Origin of the sequence: Streptomyces sp. NPDC006997 (assembly GCF_040635175.1) — a bacterium.
Taxonomy (GTDB): Bacteria; Actinomycetota; Actinomycetes; order Streptomycetales; family Streptomycetaceae; genus Streptomyces.
The window spans coordinates 142,382-166,352 of the sequence record NZ_JBEYHH010000007.1 but is presented as its reverse complement, the minus strand read 5'-3'; the positions used below and the strand labels follow the sequence as shown (position 1 = coordinate 166,352).

Annotated in this window: 18 protein-coding genes, 1 tRNA gene and 3 pseudogenes; 8 read left to right on the top strand and 14 right to left on the bottom strand. The window is 73.6% G+C overall.

All coding sequences use genetic code 11. The features are described 5' to 3' along the window. The first annotated feature begins 119 nt into the window (after positions 1-119). On the top strand, positions 120-809 hold the full coding sequence (locus ABZ659_RS09595; RefSeq protein WP_360215730.1) for an alpha/beta hydrolase: 690 nt from the start codon (positions 120-122) through the stop codon (positions 807-809). A 103-nt stretch (positions 810-912) separates the two neighbouring features. Here ABZ659_RS09595 and ABZ659_RS09590 read toward each other — a convergent pair whose 3' ends face one another. The 4 genes from ABZ659_RS09590 to ABZ659_RS09575 form a co-directional block, all read right to left on the bottom strand. Beyond that, a complete protein-coding gene (locus ABZ659_RS09590) occupies positions 913-2,316 on the bottom strand; it encodes a GH1 family beta-glucosidase (RefSeq protein ID WP_360215552.1) in 1,404 nt (467 codons plus the stop codon). 107 nt (positions 2,317-2,423) lie between these two features. Next, positions 2,424-3,323, bottom strand: a complete 900-nt coding sequence (locus ABZ659_RS09585; RefSeq protein ID WP_360215549.1) for a carbohydrate ABC transporter permease — start codon at positions 3,321-3,323, stop codon at positions 2,424-2,426. Then, entirely contained in the window at positions 3,320-4,240 is a 921-nt protein-coding gene (locus ABZ659_RS09580; protein ID WP_360215727.1) for a sugar ABC transporter permease, read from the bottom strand. The genes ABZ659_RS09585 and ABZ659_RS09580 overlap by 4 nt, the downstream gene beginning before the upstream one ends. Before the next feature lie 455 nt (positions 4,241-4,695). Beyond that, positions 4,696-5,994 carry an extracellular solute-binding protein gene (locus ABZ659_RS09575; protein ID WP_360215546.1) on the bottom strand — a complete coding sequence of 433 codons (1,299 nt, stop codon included), beginning with the start codon at positions 5,992-5,994 and terminating at the stop codon, positions 4,696-4,698. 374 nt (positions 5,995-6,368) lie between these two features. On the opposite strand from ABZ659_RS09575, the gene ABZ659_RS09570 reads away from it, so the two are divergent. Then, the gene (locus tag ABZ659_RS09570) at positions 6,369-9,155 is read left to right on the top strand and encodes a glycosyl hydrolase (RefSeq protein WP_360215543.1); all 2,787 of its coding nucleotides are present in this window, start codon (positions 6,369-6,371) and stop codon (positions 9,153-9,155) included. A 108-nt stretch (positions 9,156-9,263) separates the two neighbouring features. Here the strand turns inward: ABZ659_RS09570 and ABZ659_RS09565 are convergent, their stop codons facing one another. The 4 genes from ABZ659_RS09565 to ABZ659_RS09550 form a co-directional block, all read right to left on the bottom strand. After that, positions 9,264-10,286 carry a LacI family DNA-binding transcriptional regulator gene (locus ABZ659_RS09565; protein ID WP_360215540.1) on the bottom strand — a complete coding sequence of 341 codons (1,023 nt, stop codon included), beginning with the start codon at positions 10,284-10,286 and terminating at the stop codon, positions 9,264-9,266. 28 nt (positions 10,287-10,314) lie between these two features. Continuing rightward, complete coding sequence (locus ABZ659_RS09560; RefSeq protein ID WP_360215537.1) at positions 10,315-10,773, bottom strand: DUF6069 family protein; 459 nt, start codon at positions 10,771-10,773, stop codon at positions 10,315-10,317. Next, positions 10,770-11,384, bottom strand: coding sequence for a TetR/AcrR family transcriptional regulator (locus ABZ659_RS09555; protein WP_360215534.1), 615 nt, complete (start codon positions 11,382-11,384; stop codon positions 10,770-10,772). Before ABZ659_RS09555 ends, ABZ659_RS09560 begins: the two co-directional genes overlap by 4 nt. A 73-nt stretch (positions 11,385-11,457) precedes the next feature. Then, entirely contained in the window at positions 11,458-12,060 is a 603-nt protein-coding gene (locus ABZ659_RS09550; protein WP_360215531.1) for a TetR/AcrR family transcriptional regulator, read from the bottom strand. A gap of 98 nt (positions 12,061-12,158) precedes the next feature. Here ABZ659_RS09550 and ABZ659_RS09545 point away from each other — a divergent pair, with 98 nt between their 5' ends. Then, complete coding sequence (locus ABZ659_RS09545; RefSeq protein ID WP_360215528.1) at positions 12,159-13,094, top strand: oxidoreductase; 936 nt, start codon at positions 12,159-12,161, stop codon at positions 13,092-13,094. Here the strand turns inward: ABZ659_RS09545 and ABZ659_RS09540 are convergent. The 3 genes and pseudogenes from ABZ659_RS09540 to ABZ659_RS09530 all read right to left on the bottom strand — a co-directional run. Then, positions 13,095-13,187, bottom strand: a pseudogene (locus ABZ659_RS09540) (GNAT family N-acetyltransferase); the annotation flags it as partial. It lies immediately after the preceding gene. 28 nt (positions 13,188-13,215) lie between these two features. After that, positions 13,216-13,791: a dihydrofolate reductase family protein gene (locus tag ABZ659_RS09535; RefSeq protein WP_360215525.1), complete on the bottom strand. Its 576-nt coding sequence runs from the start codon at positions 13,789-13,791 to the stop codon at positions 13,216-13,218. Between the two features lie 335 nt (positions 13,792-14,126). Then, positions 14,127-15,347 (bottom strand): aminotransferase class I/II-fold pyridoxal phosphate-dependent enzyme, encoded by a 1,221-nt coding sequence (locus ABZ659_RS09530; RefSeq protein ID WP_360215522.1) that lies wholly within the window; start codon positions 15,345-15,347, stop codon positions 14,127-14,129. A gap of 209 nt (positions 15,348-15,556) precedes the next feature. Here ABZ659_RS09530 and ABZ659_RS09525 point away from each other — a divergent pair, with 209 nt between their 5' ends. The 4 genes from ABZ659_RS09525 (at position 15,557) to ABZ659_RS09510 (ending at position 20,683) form a co-directional block, all read left to right on the top strand. Further along, entirely contained in the window at positions 15,557-16,363 is an 807-nt protein-coding gene (locus ABZ659_RS09525; RefSeq protein ID WP_360215724.1) for a 4Fe-4S dicluster domain-containing protein, read from the top strand. A gap of 41 nt (positions 16,364-16,404) precedes the next feature. Beyond that, positions 16,405-17,295: an NrfD/PsrC family molybdoenzyme membrane anchor subunit gene (gene nrfD, locus ABZ659_RS09520; RefSeq protein ID WP_360215721.1), complete on the top strand. Its 891-nt coding sequence runs from the start codon at positions 16,405-16,407 to the stop codon at positions 17,293-17,295. Between the two features lie 4 nt (positions 17,296-17,299). Beyond that, positions 17,300-20,560, top strand: a complete 3,261-nt coding sequence (gene fdh / locus ABZ659_RS09515; RefSeq protein ID WP_360215519.1) for a formate dehydrogenase — start codon at positions 17,300-17,302, stop codon at positions 20,558-20,560. Between the two features lie 27 nt (positions 20,561-20,587). Next, positions 20,588-20,683: transfer RNA gene (locus ABZ659_RS09510), tRNA-Sec, on the top strand. Positions 20,684-20,715: 32 nt separating this feature from the next. Here the strand turns inward: ABZ659_RS09510 and ABZ659_RS09505 are convergent. Further along, positions 20,716-21,300, bottom strand: a pseudogene (locus ABZ659_RS09505) (SelB C-terminal domain-containing protein); the annotation flags it as partial. Here ABZ659_RS09505 and ABZ659_RS09500 point away from each other — a divergent pair. Next, on the top strand, positions 21,299-21,694 hold the full coding sequence (locus tag ABZ659_RS09500) for a hypothetical protein (protein ID WP_360215516.1): 396 nt from the start codon (positions 21,299-21,301) through the stop codon (positions 21,692-21,694). The pseudogene ABZ659_RS09505 and the gene ABZ659_RS09500 sit on opposite strands and share 2 nt — an antisense overlap. A gap of 284 nt (positions 21,695-21,978) precedes the next feature. Here the strand turns inward: ABZ659_RS09500 and ABZ659_RS09495 are convergent. Both ABZ659_RS09495 and selA read right to left on the bottom strand, forming a co-directional pair. Then, a pseudogene (locus ABZ659_RS09495) lies at positions 21,979-22,452 on the bottom strand (GTP-binding protein); the annotation flags it as partial. Between the two features lie 5 nt (positions 22,453-22,457). Further along, a complete protein-coding gene (selA, locus tag ABZ659_RS09490; protein ID WP_360215513.1) occupies positions 22,458-23,768 on the bottom strand; it encodes an L-seryl-tRNA(Sec) selenium transferase in 1,311 nt (436 codons plus the stop codon). Positions 23,769-23,971 lie beyond the last annotated feature (203 nt).

Genomic DNA, 23,971 nt, shown 5'->3' with positions numbered 1-23,971 from the left:
GGGCCGGTGGCCACGGACTCCGCCCCGAGGGCTTGGACGGTCACCGGATGAACCGGCAGTGGATCGTCCGGATCTCCTCCTACGGTGGCGTCCGTGCGGCGGAAGAAGGAGAACTGATCATGAACATCCTGCTCATCGGCGGTCTGTGGCTGAACGGGTCCGTGTGGGACCGGGTCGCGTCCGAACTGGAGGCGCTCGGCCACCACCCCGTGCCGGTCACCCTCCCGGGCCAGGGGGACGGCTCACCGTCCGCCACGCTCGACGACCAGGTGGCGGCGGTGCTCGCCGCGGTGGACGCGGCGCGCGGCGAGGTCGTGGTGGTGGGGCACTCCGCCGCCTGCACGCTGGCCTGGCTGGCCGCCGACCGGCGGCCGGAGCGGCTGGCCAGGGTCGTCCTCATCGGCGGCGTCCCGTCCCCCGACGGTGAGCGGTACGCCGACTTCTTCGAGGTGCGGGACGGCGTCATGCCCTTCCCGGGCTGGGGCCCGTTCGACGGACCGGACGCCGCCGACCTGGACGACGCGGCCAGGCGGGAGGTGGCGGCTGCCGCGATCCCGGTGCCCGTGGGTGTGGCCAGGGGTGTGGTGCGGCTGACGGACCCCCGACGGTTCGACGTCCCGGTCGTGCTCGTGTGCCCGGAGTTCACGCCCGCGCAGGCTCGGGAGTGGATCGCCGCCGGAGAGGTGCCGGAACTCGCCCGGGCCCAGCACGTCGACTTCGCCGACATCGACTCCGGACACTGGCCCATGGTCACCCAGCCCGCCGAACTGGCCCGGATCCTGGCCACGGCGGCCAGCGGAACCCCGTGACGCAGCCGGCGGCCGATCCCTGAGCGGGGTCGGTGGAGCGCACCCGAGGGGGCCCTGGCGCGGCGCTGGCCGGTCCCTCGGCGGCCAGCCGGGGCCGGGCGGTTCACCGCGTGGGGACGCCGTTCTCCGTGATGACGTCCGCGTACCACCGGGCGCTGGACTTCAGGGTGCGGCGCTGGGTCGCGAAGTCGACGTGGACGATGCCGAAGCGCTTGCTGTAGCCGTAGGCCCATTCGAAGTTGTCCAGCAGGGACCACAGGAAGTAGCCCCGCACGTCGACGCCGTCCTCGATGGCCCGGTGTACGGCGGCGAGGTGGGACCGCAGGTAGGCCACCCGCTCCGGGTCCTTGACCTCCCCGGAGGGGTCGGCGTAGTCGTCGTAGGCGGCGCCGTTCTCCGTGACGAGCAGCGGCGTACCGGGCAGGTCCCTCCTGAGCCGCACGAGCAGTTCGTGCAGGCCGTCCGCGTCCACCGGCCAGTCCATCGCCGTGCGCGGCCCCGGTACGGGGACGAAGCGCACGTGCTGTTCCGCGCCCGCCCACGGGGACGGCGACTCGGAGGTCCCGGCGGCGACCATGGCGGGCGAGTAGTAGTTGACGCCCAGGGAGTCGAGGGGGGCGGCGGCCGTCCGCAGATCGCCGTCGGCCACGAAGGACCAGTCGGTGACCGGGGCGGTGTCGCGGACCAGGTCGTCCGGGAGCCGCCCGTGGAAGACGGGGTCGAGGAAGATCCGGTTGCCGACCGCGTCGATCCGGCGGGCCGCGTCCACGTCCTCGGGCGCGTCGGTGTGGGCGCGCGCCACGTGGAGGTTGAGGGTCAGCGACACCTCCGCCGGGGCGGACAGCTCGGCACGCAGGGCCCGGGTGGCCAGGCCGTGCGCCAGGTTGAAGTGGTGGGCGGCGCGCAGGGAGGCGAGCGCGCTGATGCGGCCGGGGGCGTGGACGCCGTTGCCGTAGCCGAGGAAGGCCGCGCACCAGGGCTCGTTGAGGGTGGTCCAGGTCGCCACCCGGTCGCCGAGCGCCTCGGCCATCAGGGCGGCGTAGTCGGCGAAGCGGTACGCCGTCTCGCGGTGCGGCCAGCCGCCCGCGTCCTCCAGTTCCTGCGGCAGGTCCCAGTGGTAGAGGGTGGCCACCGGCCGGATCCCGGCCTGCCGCAGCTCGTCGGTGAGCCGCCGGTAGAAGTCCAGGCCCTTCTGGACGGCGGGGCCGCGGCCGGTGGGCTGGACGCGGGGCCAGGAGACGGAGAAGCGGTAGTCGGTGACGCCGAGGCGGCGCAGGAGCGCGACGTCCTCGTCGACGCGGTGGTAGTGGTCGGCGGCGATGTCGCCGGTGTCGCCGTTGCGGACCTTGCCGGGGGTCCGGCTGAAGGTGTCCCAGATCGACGGGGTGCGGCCGTCCTCGGTGGCGGCACCCTCGATCTGGTACGCGGCGGTGGCGGTGCCCCAGCGGAAGTCGGCCGGGAAGCGGAGCGTCGCGGTGGTGTGGGGGCGTGCGTCGAGCGCGGTCATGGGGGAGGGCTCCAAGGAGGTGACGGGTCTCGGGTGGTGGGGTATGGCGGCCAGGGCCCCGTGCGACGCGGAGGGCGCCGGGGCGGAGCGGGCCGCGGCCTCTCGGGTCAGCCCTTGACGGCGCCCTGCATGATGCCACCGACGATCTGACGGCCCAGCAGGCCGAAGACCAGGAGCACCGGCAGCGTGCCGAGCAGGGTGCCGGCCATGATCACGGACTGGTCGTGCACATAGCCGCCGCCGAGCTGGCGCAGGGCGACCTGGACCGTCGGCTCGGAGGAGGAGAGGGCGACGATGGGCCAGAAGAAGTCGTTCCAGGCGGCCATGAAGGTGAGCAGGCCGAGGACGGCCATGCCGGGCCGGGCGATCGGGACCACGATCGACCAGAAGATCCGGGCGGTGGAGGCGCCGTCGACGCGGGCGGCCTCGATCAGCTCGTCCGGGAGCGACTGCACCAGGTACTGGCGCATGAAGAAGACGCCGAAGGCCGAGACCAGACCGGGCAGGATCACCGCCTGGAGCTGGTTGACCCACTGCAGTTCGGCGATCAGCATGAACAGCGGGATGACGCCCAGCTGGGGCGGGATCATCATGGTGCCCACGGTGATGGTGAGCAGGGCGCCCCGCCCGCGGAAGCGGAGTTTGGCGAAGGCGAACCCGGCGAGCGTGCAGCACAGCACGGTGCCCAGGGTGATCGAGCCGGACACGATCAGGGAGTTGAGCAGCGCCTTGCCGATGTCGGCCTCTTCGAGCACGGCGTCGAAGTTGCGCAGCAGGTTCGGGCCCGGCAGCAGCGAGGGCGGCACCCGTGCCATGTCGGCGTTGGAGCGGCTGGCGGCCACGATCGTCCAGTAGAACGGGAACGCGGAGACCAGCACGGCGACGATCAGGATGGCGTAGGCGAGCTTCCCGCCGTGCAGGGTGCGGCCCGCGCGGGAGCGGCGCGGGCGCTCTGGCCCGGTCCCGCGCTCGGGGGGTGCGGTCGGCGGGCTGGCCAGGGCGGTCATCGGACGGCCTCCTTGCGGGAGCGGTGGCGCGCGACGAGGGCGTTGAGGCCGACGAGCACCACGATGAGCAGGAACATCACCCACGCCACGGCGGCGGCGCGGCCGAGGTGGAAGAAGCCCCAGCCCTGTTCGTACATGTAGAGGCCGAGCGTCTGGTACTGGTGTGAGATGCCGCCGGAGATCGACCCCTCGAACAGCAGGGGTTCGCCGAACAGCTGGGTGGCGCCGATGGTGGACACGACGACCGTGAAGACGATGGTGGGGCGCAGTCCGGGCAGGGTGACGTGGAAGAACTGGCGCCACCGGGAGGCGCCGTCCATCTCGGCGGCCTCGTACAGCTCGGCGGGGATGGACTGCATCCCGGCGAGGTAGATGAGCGCGTTGTAGCCGGTCCAGCGCCAGATGACGATGGAGGAGACGGCGACCTGGGAGGCGACGGTGCCGGTCTGCCAGTCGATCGGGTCGATGCCGACGAGTCCGAGGACGTAGTTGACCAGTCCGAAGTCGTGGCCGAACAGCTGGGCGAAGACGAGCGTGGCCGCGGCGACGGACGTCGCGTACGGCAGCAGCATCGCGGTGCGCAGGAACGTGCGGCCGCGCAGCTTGTAGTTCAGCAGGTGCGCGAGGCCGAGCGCCATCACCAGCTGGGGCACGGTGGAGAGCACCCCGATGGTGAACGTGTTGCGCAGCGCGAGCCAGAAGTAGTCGTCCTGGAGCAGCGCGGTGTAGTTGTCCACGCCACGCCACTGCATGTCGCCGGGGGTCTGGAGTTCCACGCGGTACAGCGACACGAAGGCCGTGTAGATGAGCGGGAAGAGGCCGAAGGCGGCGAACAGGGTGAAGAAGGGGGCGATGTAGGCGTAGGGCGAGAACCTGCGCCAGGCCCGCCGGGCGGCACTGGGCCGGGGCGGCGCCACCTGCTTCGACGGGCCCGGCGGGGCGGAGGCGGAGGCGGTGAGGGTCACGGGGCGGCCCTTCGGGTGGTCGGAGCGGGGGGTGGAGGGTGCGGGAGGGAGGGGGTTCGAGGGTGCGGGGGCGCCCGGGGCGCGGAGCGCTCCAGCGCGGCGGTGGCCGCGCCGCCGGACCGGACGTGCACCGTCCGGCCGCGGCAGGCTAGGCAGCCGGACGGCCGTCACGCGCGGCCAGCGCGTACGCGGCACACGCGGTCAGCGCGTAAGCGGGCGGCGGACCCGGCACCGGCATCCGGCGCCCGGCCGAGCGGCGGCTCCCCGGGGCGGCCGACGCCCGGCCCGCGGCGGCGGCTTCCCGAGGGGACCGGCGCCCGGCCCGGCGGCGCCTTCCCGGGTCGGCCAACGGCCCCGCCTCTCGGCGGCCGGAGTGCCTCCGACCGCCGTCGGACGGCGGGCCCGGGTCAGCCGATGATGTTCGCGACACCCTTCTTGGCGTTCTCCCACGCCTTCTCCGGCGCCAGCCCCTTGCGCTCGACCTCGCTCAGGGCGTTGGTGATCTGCTGGCTCACGTTCTGGTCGTGGATGCCGAGGACCTGGACGGGCGCGTTCTCGGCGGCGTCGCCGAAGATCTGCCCGATCGGCGCGTCGGAGAAGTAGGCGTCCTTCGCGTCGGCGATCTTCTCGATGGCGCCGGTGGCGGACGGGAAGCTGCCGTGCTTCTGGAAGAGCTTGGCCTGCTGCTCGGGCGCGGTCAGCCAGGAGATGAGCTTGTACGCCGCCTCCTTGTTCTTCGCGGCCCGCGGTACGGCGAGGTAGGAGCCGCCCCAGTTGCCCGCGCCGCCGGGCAGCGCGGCGACGTCCCACTTGCCCTTGCCCGCGTCACCGGCCTGGCCCTTGATGTAGCCGAGCATCCAGGCCGGGCAGGGCAGCGTGGCGAACGACCCGGCGGCGAACGCCTGGTTCCACTGCGGCGACCACTGGTCCAGCTCCGCGCTCAGCCCGTTCTGCGCCGCCTTCACGGAGGTGTTCCACGCCTCCTTCAGGGCGGGGTTGGTCTCCCAGATCAGCTCGCCGGAGGCGTCGTAGTAACGCTCCTTCTCCTGACCGATCATGACGGAGTAGAGGCTGCCGACGCTGTCGATCCAGGCGCTCTTCTCCGGGGCCTTCTTCTTGTACTGCTCGCCGAGTGCCAGGTAGCCGTCCCACGTGGACCACTTCTGGGCGAGTTCCGTGCGGTCGGTGGGCAGACCGGCCTTCTCGAAGAGGTCCGTGCGGTAGCACATGGCCTCGGGGCCCACGTCGGTGCCCAGGCCGAGGACCTCCCCGTTGGCCCCCGTGGCGGCGGCCCACTTGGCCTCGGCGAACTCGCCCTTGAGCTTGTCCGCGCCGTAGGCGCGCAGGTCCTCGAACTTGTCGGCCTGCTGCTGGGCGACGGAGGCGATCCGGCCCACCTCGATGCCCTGGACGTCCGCGAGGCCACCGCCACCGGCGAGGCGGGTCTGGAGGGACTTCCAGTAGTCGGCCTCGTCCTCGGTGTCGGTCTGCTTGATGGTGACACCCGGGTTGAGCTTCTCGTACTCGGCGTAGAGCCCGGCTTCCTTGTAACCGAAGGAGCCGAAGAGGTCGATGGTGAGGGTGACCTTCCCGTCGGCGTTGGAGGCGCCGTCCGACGATCCTCCGCAGGCGGCGAGGAGCGCCCCCGCGAGCGCGACCGCCCCCAGGCGGACGGTGGCCCTCTTGGCGGCTCGGGCGTTGGGCATGGGAAGCCTCCTTGGCTCCGGGGTGGAACGAGCGCGCCATGTTCGTGAGAGCGCTCTCAAAACGTGGGCTGAGAGTGCCCGTCCAGCACGAGCCCCGTCAAGACTTGAAAAGGCAACGAAGCGGCCACGCACCGGAATATCCCGTTTACACGGATAACGCCGCCAGCGTGCGTGATCTATTGACAGCCGGTTTCAGGAGTCTTACGTTTCGGCCATCTGAGAGCGCTCTCACAACGGGATCTTGAACTCGCCCCACCTACGGTTTCGTCGCGGTTCCACCACTCCCCCGGGCGTCGACCGCGCCCACCGGTGGCCCCGTGACACCCCGCCGACGGGATCCCGTCCCTCCCCCACGATGACATGAGGTGTCCCCCATGCCAGCTCCCCGACCGAGGCCGGCCGCCGCGCTGCTCCTGACGGCCGCCCTGGCCGCCGTCGGCCTCGGCCCAGCCGCCGCGCCCGCGGCAGCCGCCACCATCACCGAAGGTGCCGGGAGTTACTCCGACACCCGGCCCGCCGGTACCTCCGGCCCCACCAACAACACGGGCGCTCCGGTCACCCCCAAGCTCACCCAGGCCGCTCGGAACAAGCCGGTGCCCACCAACGACTGGTGGTCCTCCCTGGCCTTCCAGCGCTACGGCGACAACCCGTACTCCACCCCCATGTACGGCCACCCCCTCACCTACCAGGCCGTCTCCGGCGGCCTTGAGGTCGGCTACCCGACCAGCCCCGCCGTGGTCGGCGACGGCCGCCAGTACGAGTACGCCCACAAACGGGACCTCACCCTCGGCCTGGGCGGGCTCAACTCGCCGGACACCAAGGCCGACGCCTGGTCCGACTGGACGGTCACCCCGTACTGGTCCGACGGCACCCGCACCCTGCGCACCACCATCGGCCACGGCCTGCCCTTCGTCTACGCCCAGGGCACCGGCGGCAACGCCCAGGTCACCACCGCGGCCACGCCGACCGTCTTCTCCGACCAGGGCAACGTCCTCGGCATCACGGTCGGCGGACACCACTACGCCCTCTTCGCGCCGAGCGGCACCGACTGGAACGTCTCCGGCACCACGATCAGCGCCGGGCTCGGCGGCAAGGACTACTTCTCCCTCGCCGTCCTGCCCTCCACCGACGCGCTCGCGACCTTCCGCACGTACGCGTTCAGCTTCGTCACCGGCTCCCAGGTCGACTGGAGCACCTCCGGCGGCACGGTCAGCGCCACGTACCGGCTCACCACCGAGGCCAAGGAGGGCACCGAACGCGGCACCCTCCAGGCCCTCTACCGGCACCAGTGGCTCCACACCACGGACGCCCTCACCTCGTACACCTACGTCTCCCCGCGCGGCACCATGAAGGTCCGGCAGGGCACCTCCTTCACGACCCGCCAGCGGACGGCGCCGGTCCTGCCGGGGCTGCCGAGGACCAGCGCGGTCGACACGGCCCGGCTGCGCGCCTACCTGACCGAGGTCGCGGGCTCCGCCGACCCGTTCAGCGGGGCCACGGACACGTACTGGACCGGCAAGGCGCTGGGCAAGCTCGCGCAGCTGGTGCCGCTCGCCGACCAGATCGGTGAGACCGCGGTCCGCGACAAGCTCATCGGCCTGCTCAAGGGCCGGATGCAGGAGTGGTTCACCGCGGGCGGGGCGAGCGAGTTCTCGTACGACCGCGACTGGAAGACCCTCATCGGCTACCCCGCCTCCTACGGCAGCGACACCGAGCTCAACGACCACCACTTCCACTACGGCTACTACGTCTACGCGGCGGCGATCGTCGCCCAGTACGACGCCGCCTGGGCCGCCGACTCCGCGTGGGGCGGCATGGTCAGGACGCTGATCCGGGACACCGCCAACGCCAGCCGCACGGACGGCGCCTTCCCGTTCCTGCGCGGCTTCGACGTGTACGCCGGGCACAGCTGGGCCTCCGGCCACCAGGGCTTCGCGGCGGGCAACAACCAGGAGTCGTCCTCGGAGTCCACCAACCTGAGCGCGGCGCTGGTGCTGTGGGGCTCGGCCACCGGGGACACCGCCACGCGCGACCTCGGCAGCTATCTGCTCGCCACCGAGGGCGAGGCGATCGCCCAGTACTGGTTCGACGCCGACCGGCAGGTCTTCCCCGGCTCGTTCGGGCACGACACGGTCGGCATGGTGTGGGGCAGCGGCGCGGCGTACTCCACCTGGTGGACCGCCAACCCCGAGGAGATCCACGGCATCAACGTCCTGCCGGTGACCGCGGGCGGGTCCCTGCACCTGGCCGGGGACAAGGCGGCGATCCGGCGCAACCTCGCGGAGCTGGAGCGGGAGAACGGCGGGCCCGCCGTCGAATGGCGCGACATCCTCTGGGAGTTCGAGTCACTGGCCGACCCGGGTGCCGCGAAGTCGAAGTGGGACGCCGGAAACGCCGGGTACACCCCGGAGGCGGGCGAGTCCAAGGCGCACACCTACCAGTGGATCACCACCCTGGACGCCCTCGGCGCCCCCGACACCTCGGTGACCGGCGACCTGCCGACGTCCGCGGTGTTCACCAGGAACGGCACCCGCACCTACGCCGCCCACAACTACGGTTCCACGTCCCGTACGGTGACCTTCTCCGACGGCAAGGCGCTCACCGTCCCGGCGCGGTCGACCGCGACCGGCACCGGCACCGCGACCGACCCCGGCGACCCGGACCCGGACCCTGAGCCGTCCACCGGCAACACCTTCCAGCTCCGCTCCGGCGGCACCCTCACCACGGCGACCGGCGCCACCGCGGGCAGCGACACCATCCCCTCCGCCGGGGGCCGCAACCACGACGGCACCCCCAACAGGCCGCTCGTCTACGAGGTCAGGGGCGTCAACGGCACGCTCAGGTCGGGCGCGTCCACCACGTTCCGCCTCCCGGTGGACGCCGGTACCGCGGTCGGCCTCGGGCAGCAGGCCCGCGTCAGCTACGACCTCACCGGTGACGGCACCTTCGACCGGGTCGAGACGTACCACTACTTCGCCACCGACCCGGTCACGGGCTGGGAGGAGTACAACCAGAACCGCGGCCTGAAGTCCGCTTCCGGCACCCTCGGGAACCTGCGCGGGGGAACGGTACGGCTGGAGGTCTGGAGCGCGATCGGCAACGCCGACGCCCGGCTGCGCACCGGCACGGACACGTCGGTGGTGGTCATTCCCTTCGGCTAGGGCACGCGCACACCCCCGAGGCACGTGACCACCCCGCACACCGACGGCGGGCACCGGACCCCCACCCGGCGCCCGCCGTCTCCGTGTCCCCCGGACCCCGGAGGCCGTTCAGGCGGAGGCCCGGCGGATCAGCGTGGTCGGCGTGATGACGGACGCGGGGGCGTCGTCGTCCGGGGCGTCCAGCAGCCGCCTCAGCAGTCTGACCATGATCCGGCCCATGCCCTCGATGTCCTGGCGGACGGTGGTGAGCGGCGGGTCGGCGGCCACGGCCACGCGCGCCATGTCGTCGAAGCCGACCACCGCCACGTCCTGCGGCACCCGTACCCCCCGCTCGCGCAGGGTGCGCAGCGCGCCCAGGGCCATCGTGTCGTTCGCGGCGAAGACGGCGTCCGTCGCGGGGCACCGCTCCAGCAGTTCGGCCATCGCGCGGGCGCCGCTCGCCTCGGTGAAGTCGCCCTGGCACAGCAACCGCGGATCGGCGTCCACCAGGACGTCGCGGTACCCGTGGATCCGGTCCACCGCCGAGGTCTGGTCGCGCGGGCCCGCGATGTGCGCGACGTGCTCGCGCCCCAGGGAGACCAGGTGCCGTACGGCCTCCCGGGCGCCGCCGCGGTTGTCGCAGTCCACGAACGGGACGGCCAGGCCCTCCCCCGCCGCCGGACGGCCGCCGAGGACCACCGGCACCCCGGTCCGGGCGATCAGCGCCAGGAGCCGGTCGTCGTGCAGGGAGAAGGCGAGCGCGCCGTCGACGTGCCCGCCTTCCAGATAGCGTCCGATCCGCTCGTGGTCGCCGGGCCCCTCGGCCCACAGCAGGACGAGTTGCGCGTCGTGCGCGGTCAGCTCCCTGCTGATCCCCCGTATCTGCTGCTCGAAGAACGGGTCGGAGAACACCCGGAACTCCGGCTCGGCGATGATCACGGCCACCGCGCCGGTGCGCCGGGTGACCAGGGTGCGGGCCGCGTGGTTGGGCACGTAGCCCAGTTCCTCGACCGCCAGGCGCACCTTCTCGGCCAGCGCGGGACGTACGCCCGCGCCCCCGTTGACGACCCGGGAGGCCGTCGCGCGGGACACTCCGGCGCGCGCCGCGACGGCCTCCAGCGTGGGACGGGGCCGCACGGTCTGCTCTGGCAAGGCGGGCGCTCCTCTTGTACGTCTGCGATCACTCTTCGAGGGATCTGCCGGGACCTGTACGGTCCACAATAGACGCAGCCATGGAAGCATGAGAGCGCTCCCAAGAGGCGGTGGCGGGCAGCAGTCCCAGCACCAGCACCGCCGCCACCAGCAGGTGCATCAGGGCGAGCGCCGCGCGAGTACCGCCGTCCATGCCGTCCCCCGTGAAGGGCAGGAAGGACACGGCCAGTACGACACCGGCCAGCCCGGTCCAGACGACCCGGGCGCGCCGGGCCGCGAACCGCTCCAGGGCGGCCACCAGCCCCCACCCGGAGAACGACGCGAGCAGCGCGACGAACACCACGGGACCGGCGCCGATGTCGAGCGTCCGCTCACCGTCGGCGATTAGCAGCCGGTGCCCCAGCAGGGGGTCCGCGACCAGCCACACCAGGACGGGGGCCAGGACGGCCAGGGCCACCGCCCCGAGACGCCGGGTCCGCACCCTCACCCGGCGTCTCCCGTGAGCGCTCCGTGCAGGAAGACCTCGACCAGCTCGCGCGGGGTCAGGTCGGGTTCGTCCGCCGTGCGCGGCTGGGTGAAGAGCAGCCCGAAGAAGAGCGCCGCGATCTGCTCCGGCGGTCGGCGCAGGGCGGCCCGGTCGGGTTCCAGCAGTTCGGCGAGGGCCTCGCGGACCCGGGCCGTCGACTCGGCCCGGCCCGCCCCGCGCACGGTGCCGGGGTGCTTGCCGCCGCGATGTCCGAGGGAGCCGAGGACGGCGCCCATCCGGGACAGGTGCGCCTGGAGCGCCTCGGCCGCCTCCGCCAGCCGGTGGGGCAGCGGCTGGGAGGCGTCGATCGCGTCGAGTTCGCGGATGGCGTGGTCCGGGGAGAGCGCCTCGGCGACACACGCCTGCATCAGTTCGTCCTTGTCGGTGAAGACCCGGAAGATCGTGCCCTCGCCGATGCCCGCGGCACGGGCGATCTTCGCCGTCGTCACCGTGGCCCCGTACTCGGCGATCAGCGGGATCGCGGTCTGGATGATCATCTGGCGGCGCTGCTCCGGCGACATGGCGGGGGCGCGGCGGCGGGTGGTGGTCTGGTTCTCCTGGGATGCGGTCATGACGGCAAGCGTACGGAGTGAGTCCTCACTCCGTCAATGAGTGAGGACTCACTCCGTGAATCGCGTACGGGACTCAGCGGGGCTTCAGACCATGGAGCAGGTGGTGGACCAGCGTGTCCACGCCCGCCAGGGCCGCCTCCGGCGTCAACATGCCGCCCGCGGCGAAGGCGGCCACGCCGTGCAGGGCGGCGCCCGCGACGAGGTTCAGGTCCTCGGGGTCGCCCGCGACGACCTCCCCGCGCCGCTGCGCGTCCGCGATGACCCGGGCGAGGGAGCCCACGGTCCGTTCGACGGCGGCGACCATCTGCTCCGAGGCACCCGGTTCGTGCTTGCGGGCGTACATCAGCTCCAGCAGCTCCGCGTTGTCGACGGCGAAGCCGAGGTAGGCACGGGCGAGGGCGGCGAGCCGGGGTTCGAGGGGCAGCTCCGCGTCGTCGGCGGCCTCCAGGAGCCGGCCCAGCCGGTCATAGCCCGCCAGCGCCAGGGCGTTGAGCAGGGCCTGCTTGTCCTTGAAGTGCCGACCGGGCGCGGCGTGGCTGACGCCGACCTCACGGGCGAGTTCACGCAGCGACAGCGATCCGACCCCCTTCTCCCGCAGGGTCTGCTCGGCGGCGGCGAGCAGCGAGGCGCGCAGGTCTCCGTGGTGGTACGGGCGACTCTTGGACAGGTGGGGCATGGGGGTCATCGTAGCTCCGTGTAGACACTGCCAGCATAGTTGTCAGCGCCCTCATTGTTGTCATTGACAGCATTGTTGGCGGCGCCTACATTGAGGGTATGGCTGAGAACACGAAGAACACGCCGTGGAACACGGACCGCCTCCCCGACCTCACCGGGCGCACGGCCGTCGTCACCGGCGCCAACAGCGGGATCGGCCTCACGGCCGCTCAGGCGCTGGCGCGTGCCGGGGCGCACGTGGTCCTCGCCGTGCGGGACCTGGAGCGCGGTCGTGGAGCGGCGGCCACGGTGGGCGGCAGCACGGAGGTGCGGCGCCTGGACCTGGCGGACCTGTCCTCCGTACGGGAGTTCGCGGACAGCTGGGGGGACAGGGCGCTGGACCTGCTGGTCAACAACGCCGGCGTGATGATGCTGCCGCGGCGGCGGACGGCGGACGGCTTCGAGACGCAGTTCGGCACCAACCACCTGGGCCACTTCGCACTGACCAACCTGCTCCTGCCGCATGTCACCGACCGCGTGGTGACGGTCTCCTCCGGCGCCCACCGCTGGCCCGACGGACGGATCCGCTTCGAGGACCTGAACTGGGCGACCGACTACGACCCGCGGCGCGCGTACGCCCAGTCGAAGCTGGCGAACCTCCTGTTCACCCTGGAACTCCAGCGCCGTCTGACGGAGTCCGGCTCTCCCGTGCGCGCCCTCGCCGCCCACCCCGGCTACGCGGCGACCAACCTGCAGAGCCACACCGCGAACCCGGTGCTGCGGGTCTTCCTGAAGTTCGGCAACCGGTTCCTCGCCCAGGACGACCGGGCGGGCGCCCTGCCGACGCTGTACGCCGCGACCCAGGACCTGCCCGGCGCGAGCTTCGTCGGCCCGGACGGGCTGGGCGAGCTGCGGGGCGCGCCGACGCTGGTCGGACGGTCGGCGGCGGCGAGCGACGCGGACGCGGCCCGACGGCTGTGGACGCTGTCGGAGGAGCTGACGGGCGTGAGCTGGCCGACGGGGCAGCCGGTCGCCGGGCGTCAGTCCGTCCCGTAGGTTGTGCAGCGCGGCGCGCGAGCGCAGGAACTCCCCGGCCCGGGCGAGGAAGGCGTCGACGTCGTGGGTGAGGTGCCAGTCATCCGAGATCACGCCCCGTCATCGCGGACGGCCGGCGCGGTCAGTGGCGTGTGGGGCGGTAGACGAGTTCCTGGATGTCGCCGTCCAGGGTCCGGGTTTCGAGGAGGCGCAGGTCGAAGTCGGCCGCGCCCTGGAAGACCGGGTCCTGGCCGGTCTGGCCGGTGATGACGGGGAAGAGCGTCACCTGGACGCGGTCGACCAGACCGGCGGCCATCAGGGCGCGGTTCATGGCGAGGCTGCCGTGGGAGCGCAGCGGGACGTCGGACTCCTTCTTGAGCCGGGCGACGACGTCGACGGCGTCGCCGTGAGCGAGGGTGGCGTCCGGCCAGTCGAGGGGGCCCCGCAGCGTGGTCGACACCACCGTGGCGGGCAGGTTCCGCATCCGGGTGACCCAGGGGTCGCGCACGTCGGACTCGTCGGTGCTCGCGGCCACCATCTGCGCGAACATGCGGTAGGTGGTGGCCCCGAAGACCATCCGTTGCTCCGCGCTGTAGAGGGCGAGGCGGTGGTCGAGCAGTTCGGGGCCCTGTTTGCCCCAGTAGCCGGTCCAGTCGCCGGTGGCGGCGGCGTAGCCGTCGAGGCTGGAGAACACGTCGAAGGTGTAGGTGGCGGTCATGTCGCTCTCCCGGGGTGTGGCCGTCGATCTCTTCGGTGGGCTTCGGTGCCCCTCGTACCCATAGACCCGGGCCGCCGCCGGAACTCATCGATCCACCGCCGCCTGTCGGCCCCCTTGCCGACGCGTCAGCCATCCCCAGGGGCCCGGCGCGCCCGGGAAGCCCGCGCTGCCGCGGGTCCTGGTGCCCGCGTCGTCGGCCTCTCCCTCCCGGTTCGGTAGCCGACCGAGAACGCTGGTCAGCCCGTAGAACTCGTCGGGTACGCGTCGCTCCTCCCGGCGCACCCCGGGACGGGTCCCCACCCAGGCGGGGCGGACTCCCCGGGTGCGGACGACCGTCAGGGCTGGAGCGGTGCCAGGGCGGCGACGACGCGGTCCAGGACCTCGTCGAGGATCCGCGCCGACGTGGCGAAGTTCAGCCGCAGGCACGTACTACCCGACGCGCCGAACCAGTCCCCGCCCTCCAGGCGCACGGCCCCACGCTCCAGCACCGTCTCCACCGGCGCCTTCGGCAGCGCCAGCCGGCCCGCGTCGAGCCAGGCCAGGTAGGTGCCCTCCGGCATGTGGTGGCGTACGGCGGGCAGCCGGGCGGCGACGGTGTCGCGGACGCGGTGGCGGTTGCGGTCCAGGACGGCGAGCAGCGTGCGCTGCCAGTCGTCGCCGTGCCGCCAGGCCGCCTCGGTGCCGACGACGCCGAGCACGGGCACGGCGCCGTACAGCTCGGGCGGCTGGGCGTCCCGCAGGGCGAGCAGCCGGTCGGGGCCGTAGTGCGTGACCATGCAGCGCAGCCCGGCGACGTTGAACGCCTTGCTGGCGGAGGTGAGGGTCACCGTGCGCGCGGCGGCGTCGGGTGACAGGGAGGCGAAGGGGATGTGCCGGTGGGGCGCGTGGGTCAGCTCCGCGTGGATCTCGTCGCTGACGACCAGCAGGTCGTGCCGTCGCGCTATGGCCGCTATCTCCTGGAGTTCGTCGCGGGTGAGGACGTGGCCGGTGGGGTTGTGCGGGTTGACCAGGAGCAGCGCCTTGCAGCCGTGCCGGGCCACGCCGTCCGCGAGGGCGGCCAGGTCCATCCGCCAGCCCGCGTCGGTGTCGGTCGTCGGGACGGCCACCGTCTTGCGGTCCATCGTGTCGAGGGTCGCGAGGAAGGGCGGGTAGTTCGGGGTCTGTACGGCTACCGCGTCGCCGGGCGCGGTGGCGAGGTGCAGCACGATCTGCACGGACTGGATGAGGTCGCTCTGCTCCCGCACCCGGGAGGCGGCGGCGTCCCAGCCGTGGCGGTCGGCCATGCGCCGGGCGAACAGGGGCCGCAGCGGGGTCCCGTCGGGCCAGTCGGGATACCCGAGGTCGCCCTGGTCGACGTAGGCGCGCAGGGCGTCCCGGACGACGGCCGGGGCGGGGAAGTCCATGTCGGCCACCCACGCGGGCAGCACGTCCGGGCCGACCCGCGCCCACTTCACGCCGGGCCGTTGCCTGAGCCGGTCGGGGTCGAGGTCGTCGAAGCCGGGCACCTCGCGGCCGACGACCGCCGTCGACGGGCCGGGACGGTCTGCTGCGTTCATGAGGCGGGGGTCCCCTCCAGGAGCGGGTGGTCTGGTCCTCGGCTGCACATGGTGCCGTGGGCACGGTCGTCCTCCGCAAGGGGCCCGGCCGCCGTTTCGGACGCGCGTGCCGAGGGCACCCGTGCCAGGCTCTTGAGGTGAGCGAGGAGGTCGACGTGACGGAAGACACCGCGGTAGGGGCGGCCGGGTACGCCGACGCGCCGCCGCGCATGGGGTTCTTCACGGACACCTCCGTGTGCATCGGCTGCAAGGCGTGCGAGGTGGCGTGCAAGGAGTGGAACGCCATCCCGGCGGACGGCCTGGAGCTGACCGGCATGTCCTACGACAACACCGTCGGCCTCGGCGCGGACACCTGGCGGCACGTCGCCTTCGTGGAGCAGCAGGTCCCCGCCGACGTGGACGTCTTCACCGCCGCCCGGGACCTGGAGGCGGCCGGTCCGGGCGCCACCCGGACGCGCTGGCTGATGTCCTCGGACGTGTGCAAGCACTGCACGCACGCCGCCTGTCTCGACGTGTGCCCGACCGGCTCCCTGTTCCGCACGGAGTTCGGGACGGTCGTCGTCCAGGAGGACATCTGCAACGGCTGCGGCTACTGCGTCCCCGCCTGCCCGTACGGCGTCATCGACCAGCGGAAGGACGACGGCCGGGCGTGGAAGTGCACGCTGTGCTACGACCGGCTCGGCGTCGGCATGGAACCGGCGTGCGCGAAGGCCTGCCCGACGGAGTCCATCCAGTTCGGCCCGCTGGAGGAGCTGCGGGAACGCGCGGCGGACCGGGTCGAGGCGCTGCACGCGGCCGGGGTCGCCGACGCCCGCCTCTACGGGGCCGACCCGGACGACGGTGTCGGCGGGGACGGGGCGTTCTTCCTGCTGCTGGACGAGCCGGAGGTGTACGGGCTGCCGCCCGACCCGGTCGTCACCACCCGTGACCTGCCCGCCATGTGGAAGCACGCGGCGACCGCCGCCGCGTCGCTCGCCGCGCTGGCCGTCGTCAGCTTCGCCAGGAGGCCGCGTTGACCGCCACCGGACAGCGGCGCCGACGCCGCGGTGAGCAGCCGATGGTCCCCGAGGCGACGTTCGCCTCGTACTACGGCGCCCCGGTCCTCAACAGCCCGACATGGCAGCCCCTGGACATCGCGGGCTACCTGTTCACCGGCGGTCTCGCCGGGGCGTCCTCGCTGCTGGCCGCCGGGGCCGAGGCCACCGCCCGGCCCGCGCTGGCCCGCACCGCGAAGCTGGGCGCGGCGGGTGCCGTCTCCGCGTCGCTGGCGCTGCTGGTGCACGACCTGGGCCGCCCGGCCCGGTTCCTGAACATGCTGCGGGTCTGCAAGCCCACCTCGCCGATGAGCGTCGGCTCCTGGCTGCTGGCGGGCTACGCGCCGTTCACCCTGGCCGCCGCCGCGACCGACGTGGCGGGCCGCTTCCGGATCGTCGGCCGCGCCGCCACCGCGTGCGCCGCCGCCCTCGGCCCGGCGGTGGCGACGTACACCGCGGTCCTCGTCTCCGACACCGCGGTGCCGTCGTGGCACGAGGCCCACCGCGAGCTTCCGTTCGTGTTCGCCGGTTCCGGCGCCGCGGCGGCGGCCGGGCTGGCGCTGGCGGGCGCACCGGCCGCGCAGACCGGCCCCGCGCGCCGGATGGCCGTCCTGGGCGCCGTACTCGAAGCGGGCGCGTTCCGGCTGATGAAGCGGCGCATGGGGCTGACGGCGGAGCCGTACGAGCGGGGCCTGCTGCACGCGGCCGAGGCGCTCACCGTCGGGGGCGCCGTCCTCGCGGGGCTGCGGGGCGGCCGGGTCGTCGGCGCCGCCGCGGGCGCGGCGCTGCTCGCCGGGTCGGCCGCGCTGCGGTTCGGGGTGTTCCACGCCGGGGTGGCCTCCGCCGAGGACCCGAAGTACACCGTCGTACCGCAGCGGGAGCGGCTCGCCGCCCGCGCGCGGGAAGGGGCGTGAGGAGATGGGCGTCCGCACCTGGATCGACTCCTGGCCGGTGTACCGGCAGCTGACGGGCACGGACCCGCTGGGCCGTGGCGCCGCCGCGAAGAGCCGCGCCAGCGAACGGCTCACGCCGCGGGTCGCGTCGGCGGACCGGGTGGTGAAGTCCGTCTGCCCGTACTGCGCGGTGGGCTGCGGGCAGAACGTGTACGTCGAGGACGGCCGCGTCACCCAGATCGAGGGCGACCCGGACTCCCCCGTCTCGCGCGGGCGGCTGTGCCCGAAGGGCTCGGCGAGCCTCCAGCTGACCACCGGTGACGCCCGCAAGCACCATGTGCTGTACCGCGGGCCGCACGGCACCGAGTGGGAGCGGCTCGACCTGGCCACCGCGATGGACATGATCGCGGACCGGGTGATCGCGGCCCGCCGGGCGGGCTGGCAGTGGGAGGTGGACGCCGCCCGCACCCGGCGCACGCTGGGCATCGCGAGCCTGGGCGGGGCGACCCTCGACAACGAGGAGAACTACCTGATCAAGAAGTTGTTCACCGCCCTGGGCGCCGTACAGATCGAGAACCAGGCGCGTATTTGACACTCCGCCACCGTTCCCGGTCTGGGAACCTCGTTCGGCCGCGGCGGCGCGACCACCTTCCAGCAGGACCTCCAGAACAGCGACTGCATCGTCATCCAGGGCTCGAACATGGCCGAGTGCCACCCGGTCGGGTTCCAGTGGGTGATGGAGGCGAAGGCGCGCGGCGCGAAGGTGGTCCACGTCGACCCGCGGTTCACCCGCACCAGCGCGATGGCGGACCTGCACGTTCCGCTGCGCGCGGGCTCGGACATCGCCTTCCTCGGCGGGCTGATCAACCACGTCCTGACGAACGAGGCGTACTTCCGGGACTACGTGGTCGCCTACACCAACGGGCCGGTGATCCTGCGGGAGGACTTCCGGGACACCGAGGACCTCGACGGGGTCTTCTCCGGCCTGGACGGGGACGGCCGCAGCTACGACAACGGCAGCTGGCAGTACGCGGGCGCGCAGGTGCAGGCGGCGTCGGGCCAGCGTGAGCAGTTGTACGAGGAGCGCGCGGCCGGCGGCGACCCGGTGGGCGAGGCGGCGCGCGGCGAGGCGCACGGCTCGGGCGGCGCCGACATCGGCGGCGCGGAGCCCGAGCGCGACGAGACGCTCACTCACCCGCGCTGTGTCTTCCAGGTCCTCAGGCGGCACTACGCCCGCTACACGCCCGAGGTGGTGGAGCGGATCTGCGGTGTGCCGCGGGACGTGTTCCGGCAGGTCTGCGAGCTGGTGACGGAGAACTCCGGGCGGGAGCGGACGACGGCGTTCGCGTACGCCGTCGGCTGGACCCAGCACACGGTGGGCGTGCAGTACATCCGCGCCGCGTCCGTGCTGCAGAGCCTGCTGGGCAACATCGGCAGGCCCGGCGGCGGCATCCTGGCGCTGCGCGGGCACGCCTCCATCCAGGGTTCGACGGACATCCCGACGCTGTTCAACCTGCTGCCCGGCTACATCCCGATGCCGCACGCGCACGAACGGCAGGACCTGGAGACGTTCGTGCGGGCGGACTCGGCCCGCAAGGGCTACTGGGGCGACATGCGCGCCTACCTGGTCAGCCTGCTCAAGGCGTACTGGGGTGACGCGGCGACCGCCGAGAACGACTTCCGCTTCGACTACCTGCCGCGGCTGACCGGCTCGCACTCGACCTACGAGACGGTCATGGCCCAGCTGGACGGCGTCTGCAAGGGCTACTTCCTGATGGGCGAGAACCCGGCCGTCGGATCCGCCAACGCCAAGCTCCAGCGGCTCGGCATGGCCAATCTGGACTGGCTCGTCGTACGGGACTTCTCCCTGATCGAGTCGGCGACCTGGTGGCGGGACGGCCCGGAGATCGAGACGGGTGAGATGCGCACCGAGGACATCGGCACGGAGGTGTTCTTCCTCCCGGCCGCCGCGCACACCGAGAAGGACGGCACCTTCACCAACACCCAGCGGCTGCTGCAGTGGCACCACCAGGCCGTCGAACCGCCCGGCGAGGCCCGCAGCGACCTGTGGTTCACCTACCACCTGGGGCGGCTGATCCGGCAGAAGCTCGCCGCGTCCACCGACCCCGTGGACGCGCCCGTCCTCGACCTCACCTGGGACTACCCGGTCAAGGGCGCGCACGCCGAGCCCGACGCCGCCGCCGTCCTCGCCGAGATCAACGGCCGGGACGCGGACGGCGACCCGCTCAGCTCCTACGAGCAGCTCGCCGCGGACGGCTCCACCGCCTGCGGGTGCTGGATCTACTGCGGGGTGTACGCCGACGGCGTCAACCAGTCGGCCCGCCGCACCCCGGGCGGGGAACAGGACTGGGTGGCGGCGAAGTGGGGCTGGGCGTGGCCCGCGAACCGCCGGGTGCTCTACAACCGCGCCTCCGCCGACCCCGAGGGCCGCCCGTGGAGCGAACGCAAGGCGCTGGTGTGGTGGGACGCCGAGCGGGGCGAGTGGACCGGCCACGACGTGCCCGACTTCAAGAAGGACAAGGCACCCGACCACCAGCCGCCGCCGGACGCCACCGGCCCCGAGGCCCTCGGCGGCACCGACGCCTTCATCATGCAGGCCGACGGCAAGGCGTGGCTGTACGCCCCGTCCGGCCTCACCGACGGCCCGCTGCCCACCCACTACGAGCCGCAGGACTCCCCGTTCCCGAACCTGCTCTACGGCCAGCGGCGCAACCCCGTACGGCATCTGTCGCGCCCGCACCCCGACAACCGCTACCAGCCCGGCCCCGGCGAGCCCGGCTCCCGCGTCTACCCGTACGTCGCCACCACCTACCGGCTGACCGAGCACCACACGGCGGGCGGCATGTCACGGTGGCAGCCGTACCTGGCGGAGCTGCAACCGGAGTTCTTCTGCGAGGTGTCACCGCGGCTGGCGGCCGAACGGGGCCTGGAGCACACCGGCTGGGCGACGATCGTCAGCGCGCGCGGGGTGATCGAGGCACGGGTCCTGGTCACCGAGCGCATGGCGACGCTGACCGTGCACGGGCGTCCACTGCACCAGGTGGGACTGCCCTACCACTGGGGCCCGAACGGCCTGTCCACCGGCGACGCGGCCAACGAGCTGCTGCACCTGTCCCTCGACCCCAACACCCACATCCAGGAGGCCAAGGCGTTCGCCGTCGACATCCGGCCCGGCCGCCGTCCCCGGGGCGAGGCCGCGACCCGGCTGGTGCGCGCCTACCGGGAGCGGGCGGGTGTCGACGAGGACACCGGCAGGGAACGGTGAGCGTCCTCGGGTAGCCTGGCCGGGCGTGGAGGCGTGTGGGTGCCTGGTGGCCCTCCCGGTCTTCAAAACCGCGGTGTCCGAGGATCTCGGACAGGCGAGTTCGATTCTCGTCCGCCTCCGCCATTCCCCCTGTGCAGGCAGCGTCGGCGCTGGTCGTCGACCCGTTCCGTATGGCCGTGGGCGTCCAGGTGCTCAAGCAGCGGTACGGCCACCCGGCGGGTGGTGTCCAGGGCGCGGCGTGCCTCGCTCGTCGTGAACGGCTGAGGCAGTTCGCGCAGGACGGCGGCGGCCCGTTCGTCCGCGCCGGGCAGCAGCACGATCCCGTCGCCGACCCGCAGCAGCGCGCCGGCCGTGACGGCGGCGGCCAGCGCCTTGCGGTGCAGGCCCAGTTCGGCCAGCCGGTTCGCGTCGGGCGCGCGGAAGGGCGTCTCGGCCAGTTCGGCGCGCAGGGTCTCCACGGCCGGAGGCAGGGCGGGTCCGGTGGCCGTGTCGCCGTACAGCCGCCCGTGGTCCCTGCGCAGGAGGCGCCTGCCCGGGGTGGTGGCGAGCGCGTCGACGAGGGCGCGGTCGGGCAGGCCGAGCAGGTGCCGGGCGGCCTCGGTGGGCAGGCCGGGGTCGAGGGGGTGCCGGGCGGCGTGGTCCGCCACCGCCTCGGACAGGCGCTCGCGCAGGTCGGCCCAGTGCGCCGGGTCGGCCAGCCAGTCACCGGCGACGGGTGCGGCGGGCGCGGGGACGCCCATGGCACGCAGGTCGGCGCGGCGGACCAGGCGGCGGCGCCGGAGTTCGGCGGGGCCGTCCGGGTCGCCGGTCATGGCGGCCAGTTCGGCGGCGCGGGAGCGGGCGGCGCCGCGCCGGGCCAGCTTCGGCGGGCGGACGTCGAGCACGGTCACGGCGGCGGGGGCGCGCCGTCCGCCGGGCTCCCGCAGGACGGCGCGGTCGCCGACGCGCAGGGGCAGCTCCCGGGTGAGGGTGAGCCGGGCGGTGTCGGTGCCGAGCGGGCGGACGGTCACCGGCACGGCGGCGGTGCCGAGGTGCAGGGTGGCCTGGCGGGGCAGGTCGGCGGCGGGGACGCCGGTGACGCGGACGTCGGTCAGGGCGGTCGGCAGCCAGCGGTCCGGGGTGAGCAGGACCTGACCCCGGGTCAGCAGGCCGTCGGGGGCGCCGTGCGTGTTGACCGCGACGCGCGCCACCGCGCCGACGGCGTCCCGGTCCTCACCCAGACACTGCAACCCCCGCACCCGCACCCCCGTCGTGCCGTCCCCGGCGGTCAGCCGGTCGCCGACGCGCAGGGTGCCCGCGGCGAGGGTGCCGGTGACGACGGTGCCGTGGCCGCGCACGGTGAAGGCGCGGTCCAGCCAGAGCCGGACGTCGGCGCCGGTGTCCGGCTCGGGCAGCGCGCGGGCCAGCCGGGCGAGTTCGGCGCGCAGGTCGTCGAGGCCCGCGCCGGTCACCGCGCTGACGGCGACGGACGGTACGGCGCCCAGGGAGGTCGCCGCGAGCCGTTCGGCGGCGTCCGCGCGTACCGGCGCCGGGTCGGCGAGGTCGCTGCGGGTGACGGCGAGGACGGCGTGCCGGACGCCGAGGGCGTGCAGGATCTCCAGGTGCTCCTGGGACTGCCGCTGCCAGCCCTGGTCGGCGGCGACCACGAACAGCACGGCGGGCACGGGTCCGGCACCGGCGAGCATGGTGGCGACGAACCGTTCGTGGCCGGGCACGTCGACGAAGGCGAGGGTCTCGCCGTCGGCGGGCAGGGTGGTCCAGACGAAGCCCAGGTCGAGGGTGAGGCCGCGGCGCCGTTCCTCGGCGAGCCGGTCGGGTTCCCTGCCGGTGAGCGCCCGTACCAGCGCGGACTTGCCGTGGTCGACGTGACCGGCGGTGGCCAGGACCCGCATGACGGCTACCGCCTCGACGCCTGCCGGACGGCGGCGGCGAGGCGCTCGTCGTCCGGTTCGGGCACGGTCCGCAGGTCCAGCAGGCACCGCCCGGCCGCGAGCCGTCCCACCACGGGGTCGGGGCCGGTGCGCAGGGCGGCGGCGTACCGCTCGGGCAGCGACAGCGCGGCGCTGGGCAGGGCGACGCCGGGCGCTCCCCCGCCGCCCACGGTGGCCTCGCTGTCGACGGCGTGGGCGTCGACGCCGTCGGCGGTGAGCGCGCGGGCGAGCCGTTCGGCGCGCTGCCGCAGCCGGGCCGGGTCGGCGGTGAGGGCCTCGCCGGTGGGGGTGGCGGGGCCGGTGAGGGTGGCCTCCAGGGCGGCGAGGGTGAGCTTGTCGACGCGCAGGGCGCGGGCGAGCGGGTGCCGGGACAGGGCGCGGACGGTGTCCTCCGAACCGAGGAGCAGGCCGCACTGGGGGCCGCCGAGGAGTTTGTCGCCGCTGGCGGTGACCAGGGCGGCCCCGGCGCGCAGCTGGGTCTCGGCGTCGGGTTCGTCGGGCAGCAGGGGGTGCGGGGCGAGCAGTCCGGAGCCGATGTCGACGACGACGGGGACGCCCAGCGGGGCGAGTTCGGCGGTGTCGGCGGCGCGGGTGAAGCCGGTGACGCGGAAGTTGGAGGGGTGCACCTTCAGGATGAACGCCGTCCGGTCGTCGAGGGCGGCGGCGTAGTCGTCGGGTGTGGTGCGGTTGGTGGTGCCGACCTCGCGGAGCCGGGCGCCGGTGGCGACCAGCAGGTCCGGCAGCCGGAAGCCGTCGCCGATCTCCACCATCTCGCCCCGGCTGACGACGATCTCCCGTCCGGCGGCGAGCGCGGTGGCGGCGAGGGCGAGGGCGGCGGCGCCGTTGTTGACGACGTGGGCCGCGGCGGCGGACGGGACGCGGTCGCGCAGGGCGGCCAGCGCGGTACGGCCGCGCCGGGCCCGGACGCCGGTGCGCAGGTCGAGTTCGACGTCGGTGGGTCCGGCGGCCTCCCGCACCGCCCGCCGGGCCGCCGCCGACAGGGGGGCGCGGCCGAGGTTGGTGTGCAGCAGGACGCCGGTGGCGTTGACGACCGCGCGCAGTCCGCCCGGCGTGCGCGGCAGCAGGGCGAGGGCGGTGTCGGCGACCTCGCCGGGCGGGACGGTGCCGTGCCGGGCCTGGTCCTGGGCCTGCCGGACCGCCGTCTTCACGGCCGCCTCACCCAGCCGGGCCGCCGCCTCGCGCAGCCGGGGGTCGCGCAGGACGGCGTCGGTGCGGGGGACGGCGCGGCGCGGGTCGAGCCGCGGTGGGTCGGTCACCTGTGGGTCCACGTGCCCCTCCGGAGTGTGCGGTGCGCGGCCTTGCCGGTGTTCCAGTGCCCCGACGCCCCGCCAGGACACGCCGGACGGGGCCGATTGCGCGGCGTTGTCGCGGCAAAGGGTTCATTTGCCCACGCGTCGGGCACCCGCCAGCAGCGAAGGTGGTAGATCACCCGCGAAGGCCGGGCAGGGACGAGCGGAGT

What these genes read in the sequence shown, in the direction of transcription:
- ABZ659_RS09590 (WP_360215552.1), bottom strand. Translation starts at nt 2,316, where the DNA reads ATGACCGCGCTCGACGCACGCCCCCACACCACCGCGACGCTCCGCTTC.
- ABZ659_RS09545 (WP_360215528.1), top strand. Translation starts at nt 12,159, where the DNA reads ATGGCTGAGAACACGAAGAACACGCCGTGGAACACGGACCGCCTCCCC.
- ABZ659_RS09550 (WP_360215531.1), bottom strand. Translation starts at nt 12,060, where the DNA reads ATGCCCCACCTGTCCAAGAGTCGCCCGTACCACCACGGAGACCTGCGC.
- ABZ659_RS09570 (WP_360215543.1), top strand. Translation starts at nt 6,369, where the DNA reads ATGCCAGCTCCCCGACCGAGGCCGGCCGCCGCGCTGCTCCTGACGGCC.
- ABZ659_RS09585 (WP_360215549.1), bottom strand. Translation starts at nt 3,323, where the DNA reads ATGACCGCCCTGGCCAGCCCGCCGACCGCACCCCCCGAGCGCGGGACC.
- ABZ659_RS09500 (WP_360215516.1), top strand. Translation starts at nt 21,299, where the DNA reads ATGGCACGCAGGTCGGCGCGGCGGACCAGGCGGCGGCGCCGGAGTTCG.
- nrfD (WP_360215721.1), top strand. Translation starts at nt 16,405, where the DNA reads ATGGTCCCCGAGGCGACGTTCGCCTCGTACTACGGCGCCCCGGTCCTC.
- ABZ659_RS09575 (WP_360215546.1), bottom strand. Translation starts at nt 5,994, where the DNA reads ATGCCCAACGCCCGAGCCGCCAAGAGGGCCACCGTCCGCCTGGGGGCG.
- ABZ659_RS09525 (WP_360215724.1), top strand. Translation starts at nt 15,557, where the DNA reads ATGGGGTTCTTCACGGACACCTCCGTGTGCATCGGCTGCAAGGCGTGC.
- ABZ659_RS09555 (WP_360215534.1), bottom strand. Translation starts at nt 11,384, where the DNA reads ATGACCGCATCCCAGGAGAACCAGACCACCACCCGCCGCCGCGCCCCC.
- ABZ659_RS09535 (WP_360215525.1), bottom strand. Translation starts at nt 13,791, where the DNA reads ATGACCGCCACCTACACCTTCGACGTGTTCTCCAGCCTCGACGGCTAC.
- ABZ659_RS09595 (WP_360215730.1), top strand. Translation starts at nt 120, where the DNA reads ATGAACATCCTGCTCATCGGCGGTCTGTGGCTGAACGGGTCCGTGTGG.
- ABZ659_RS09530 (WP_360215522.1), bottom strand. Translation starts at nt 15,347, where the DNA reads ATGAACGCAGCAGACCGTCCCGGCCCGTCGACGGCGGTCGTCGGCCGC.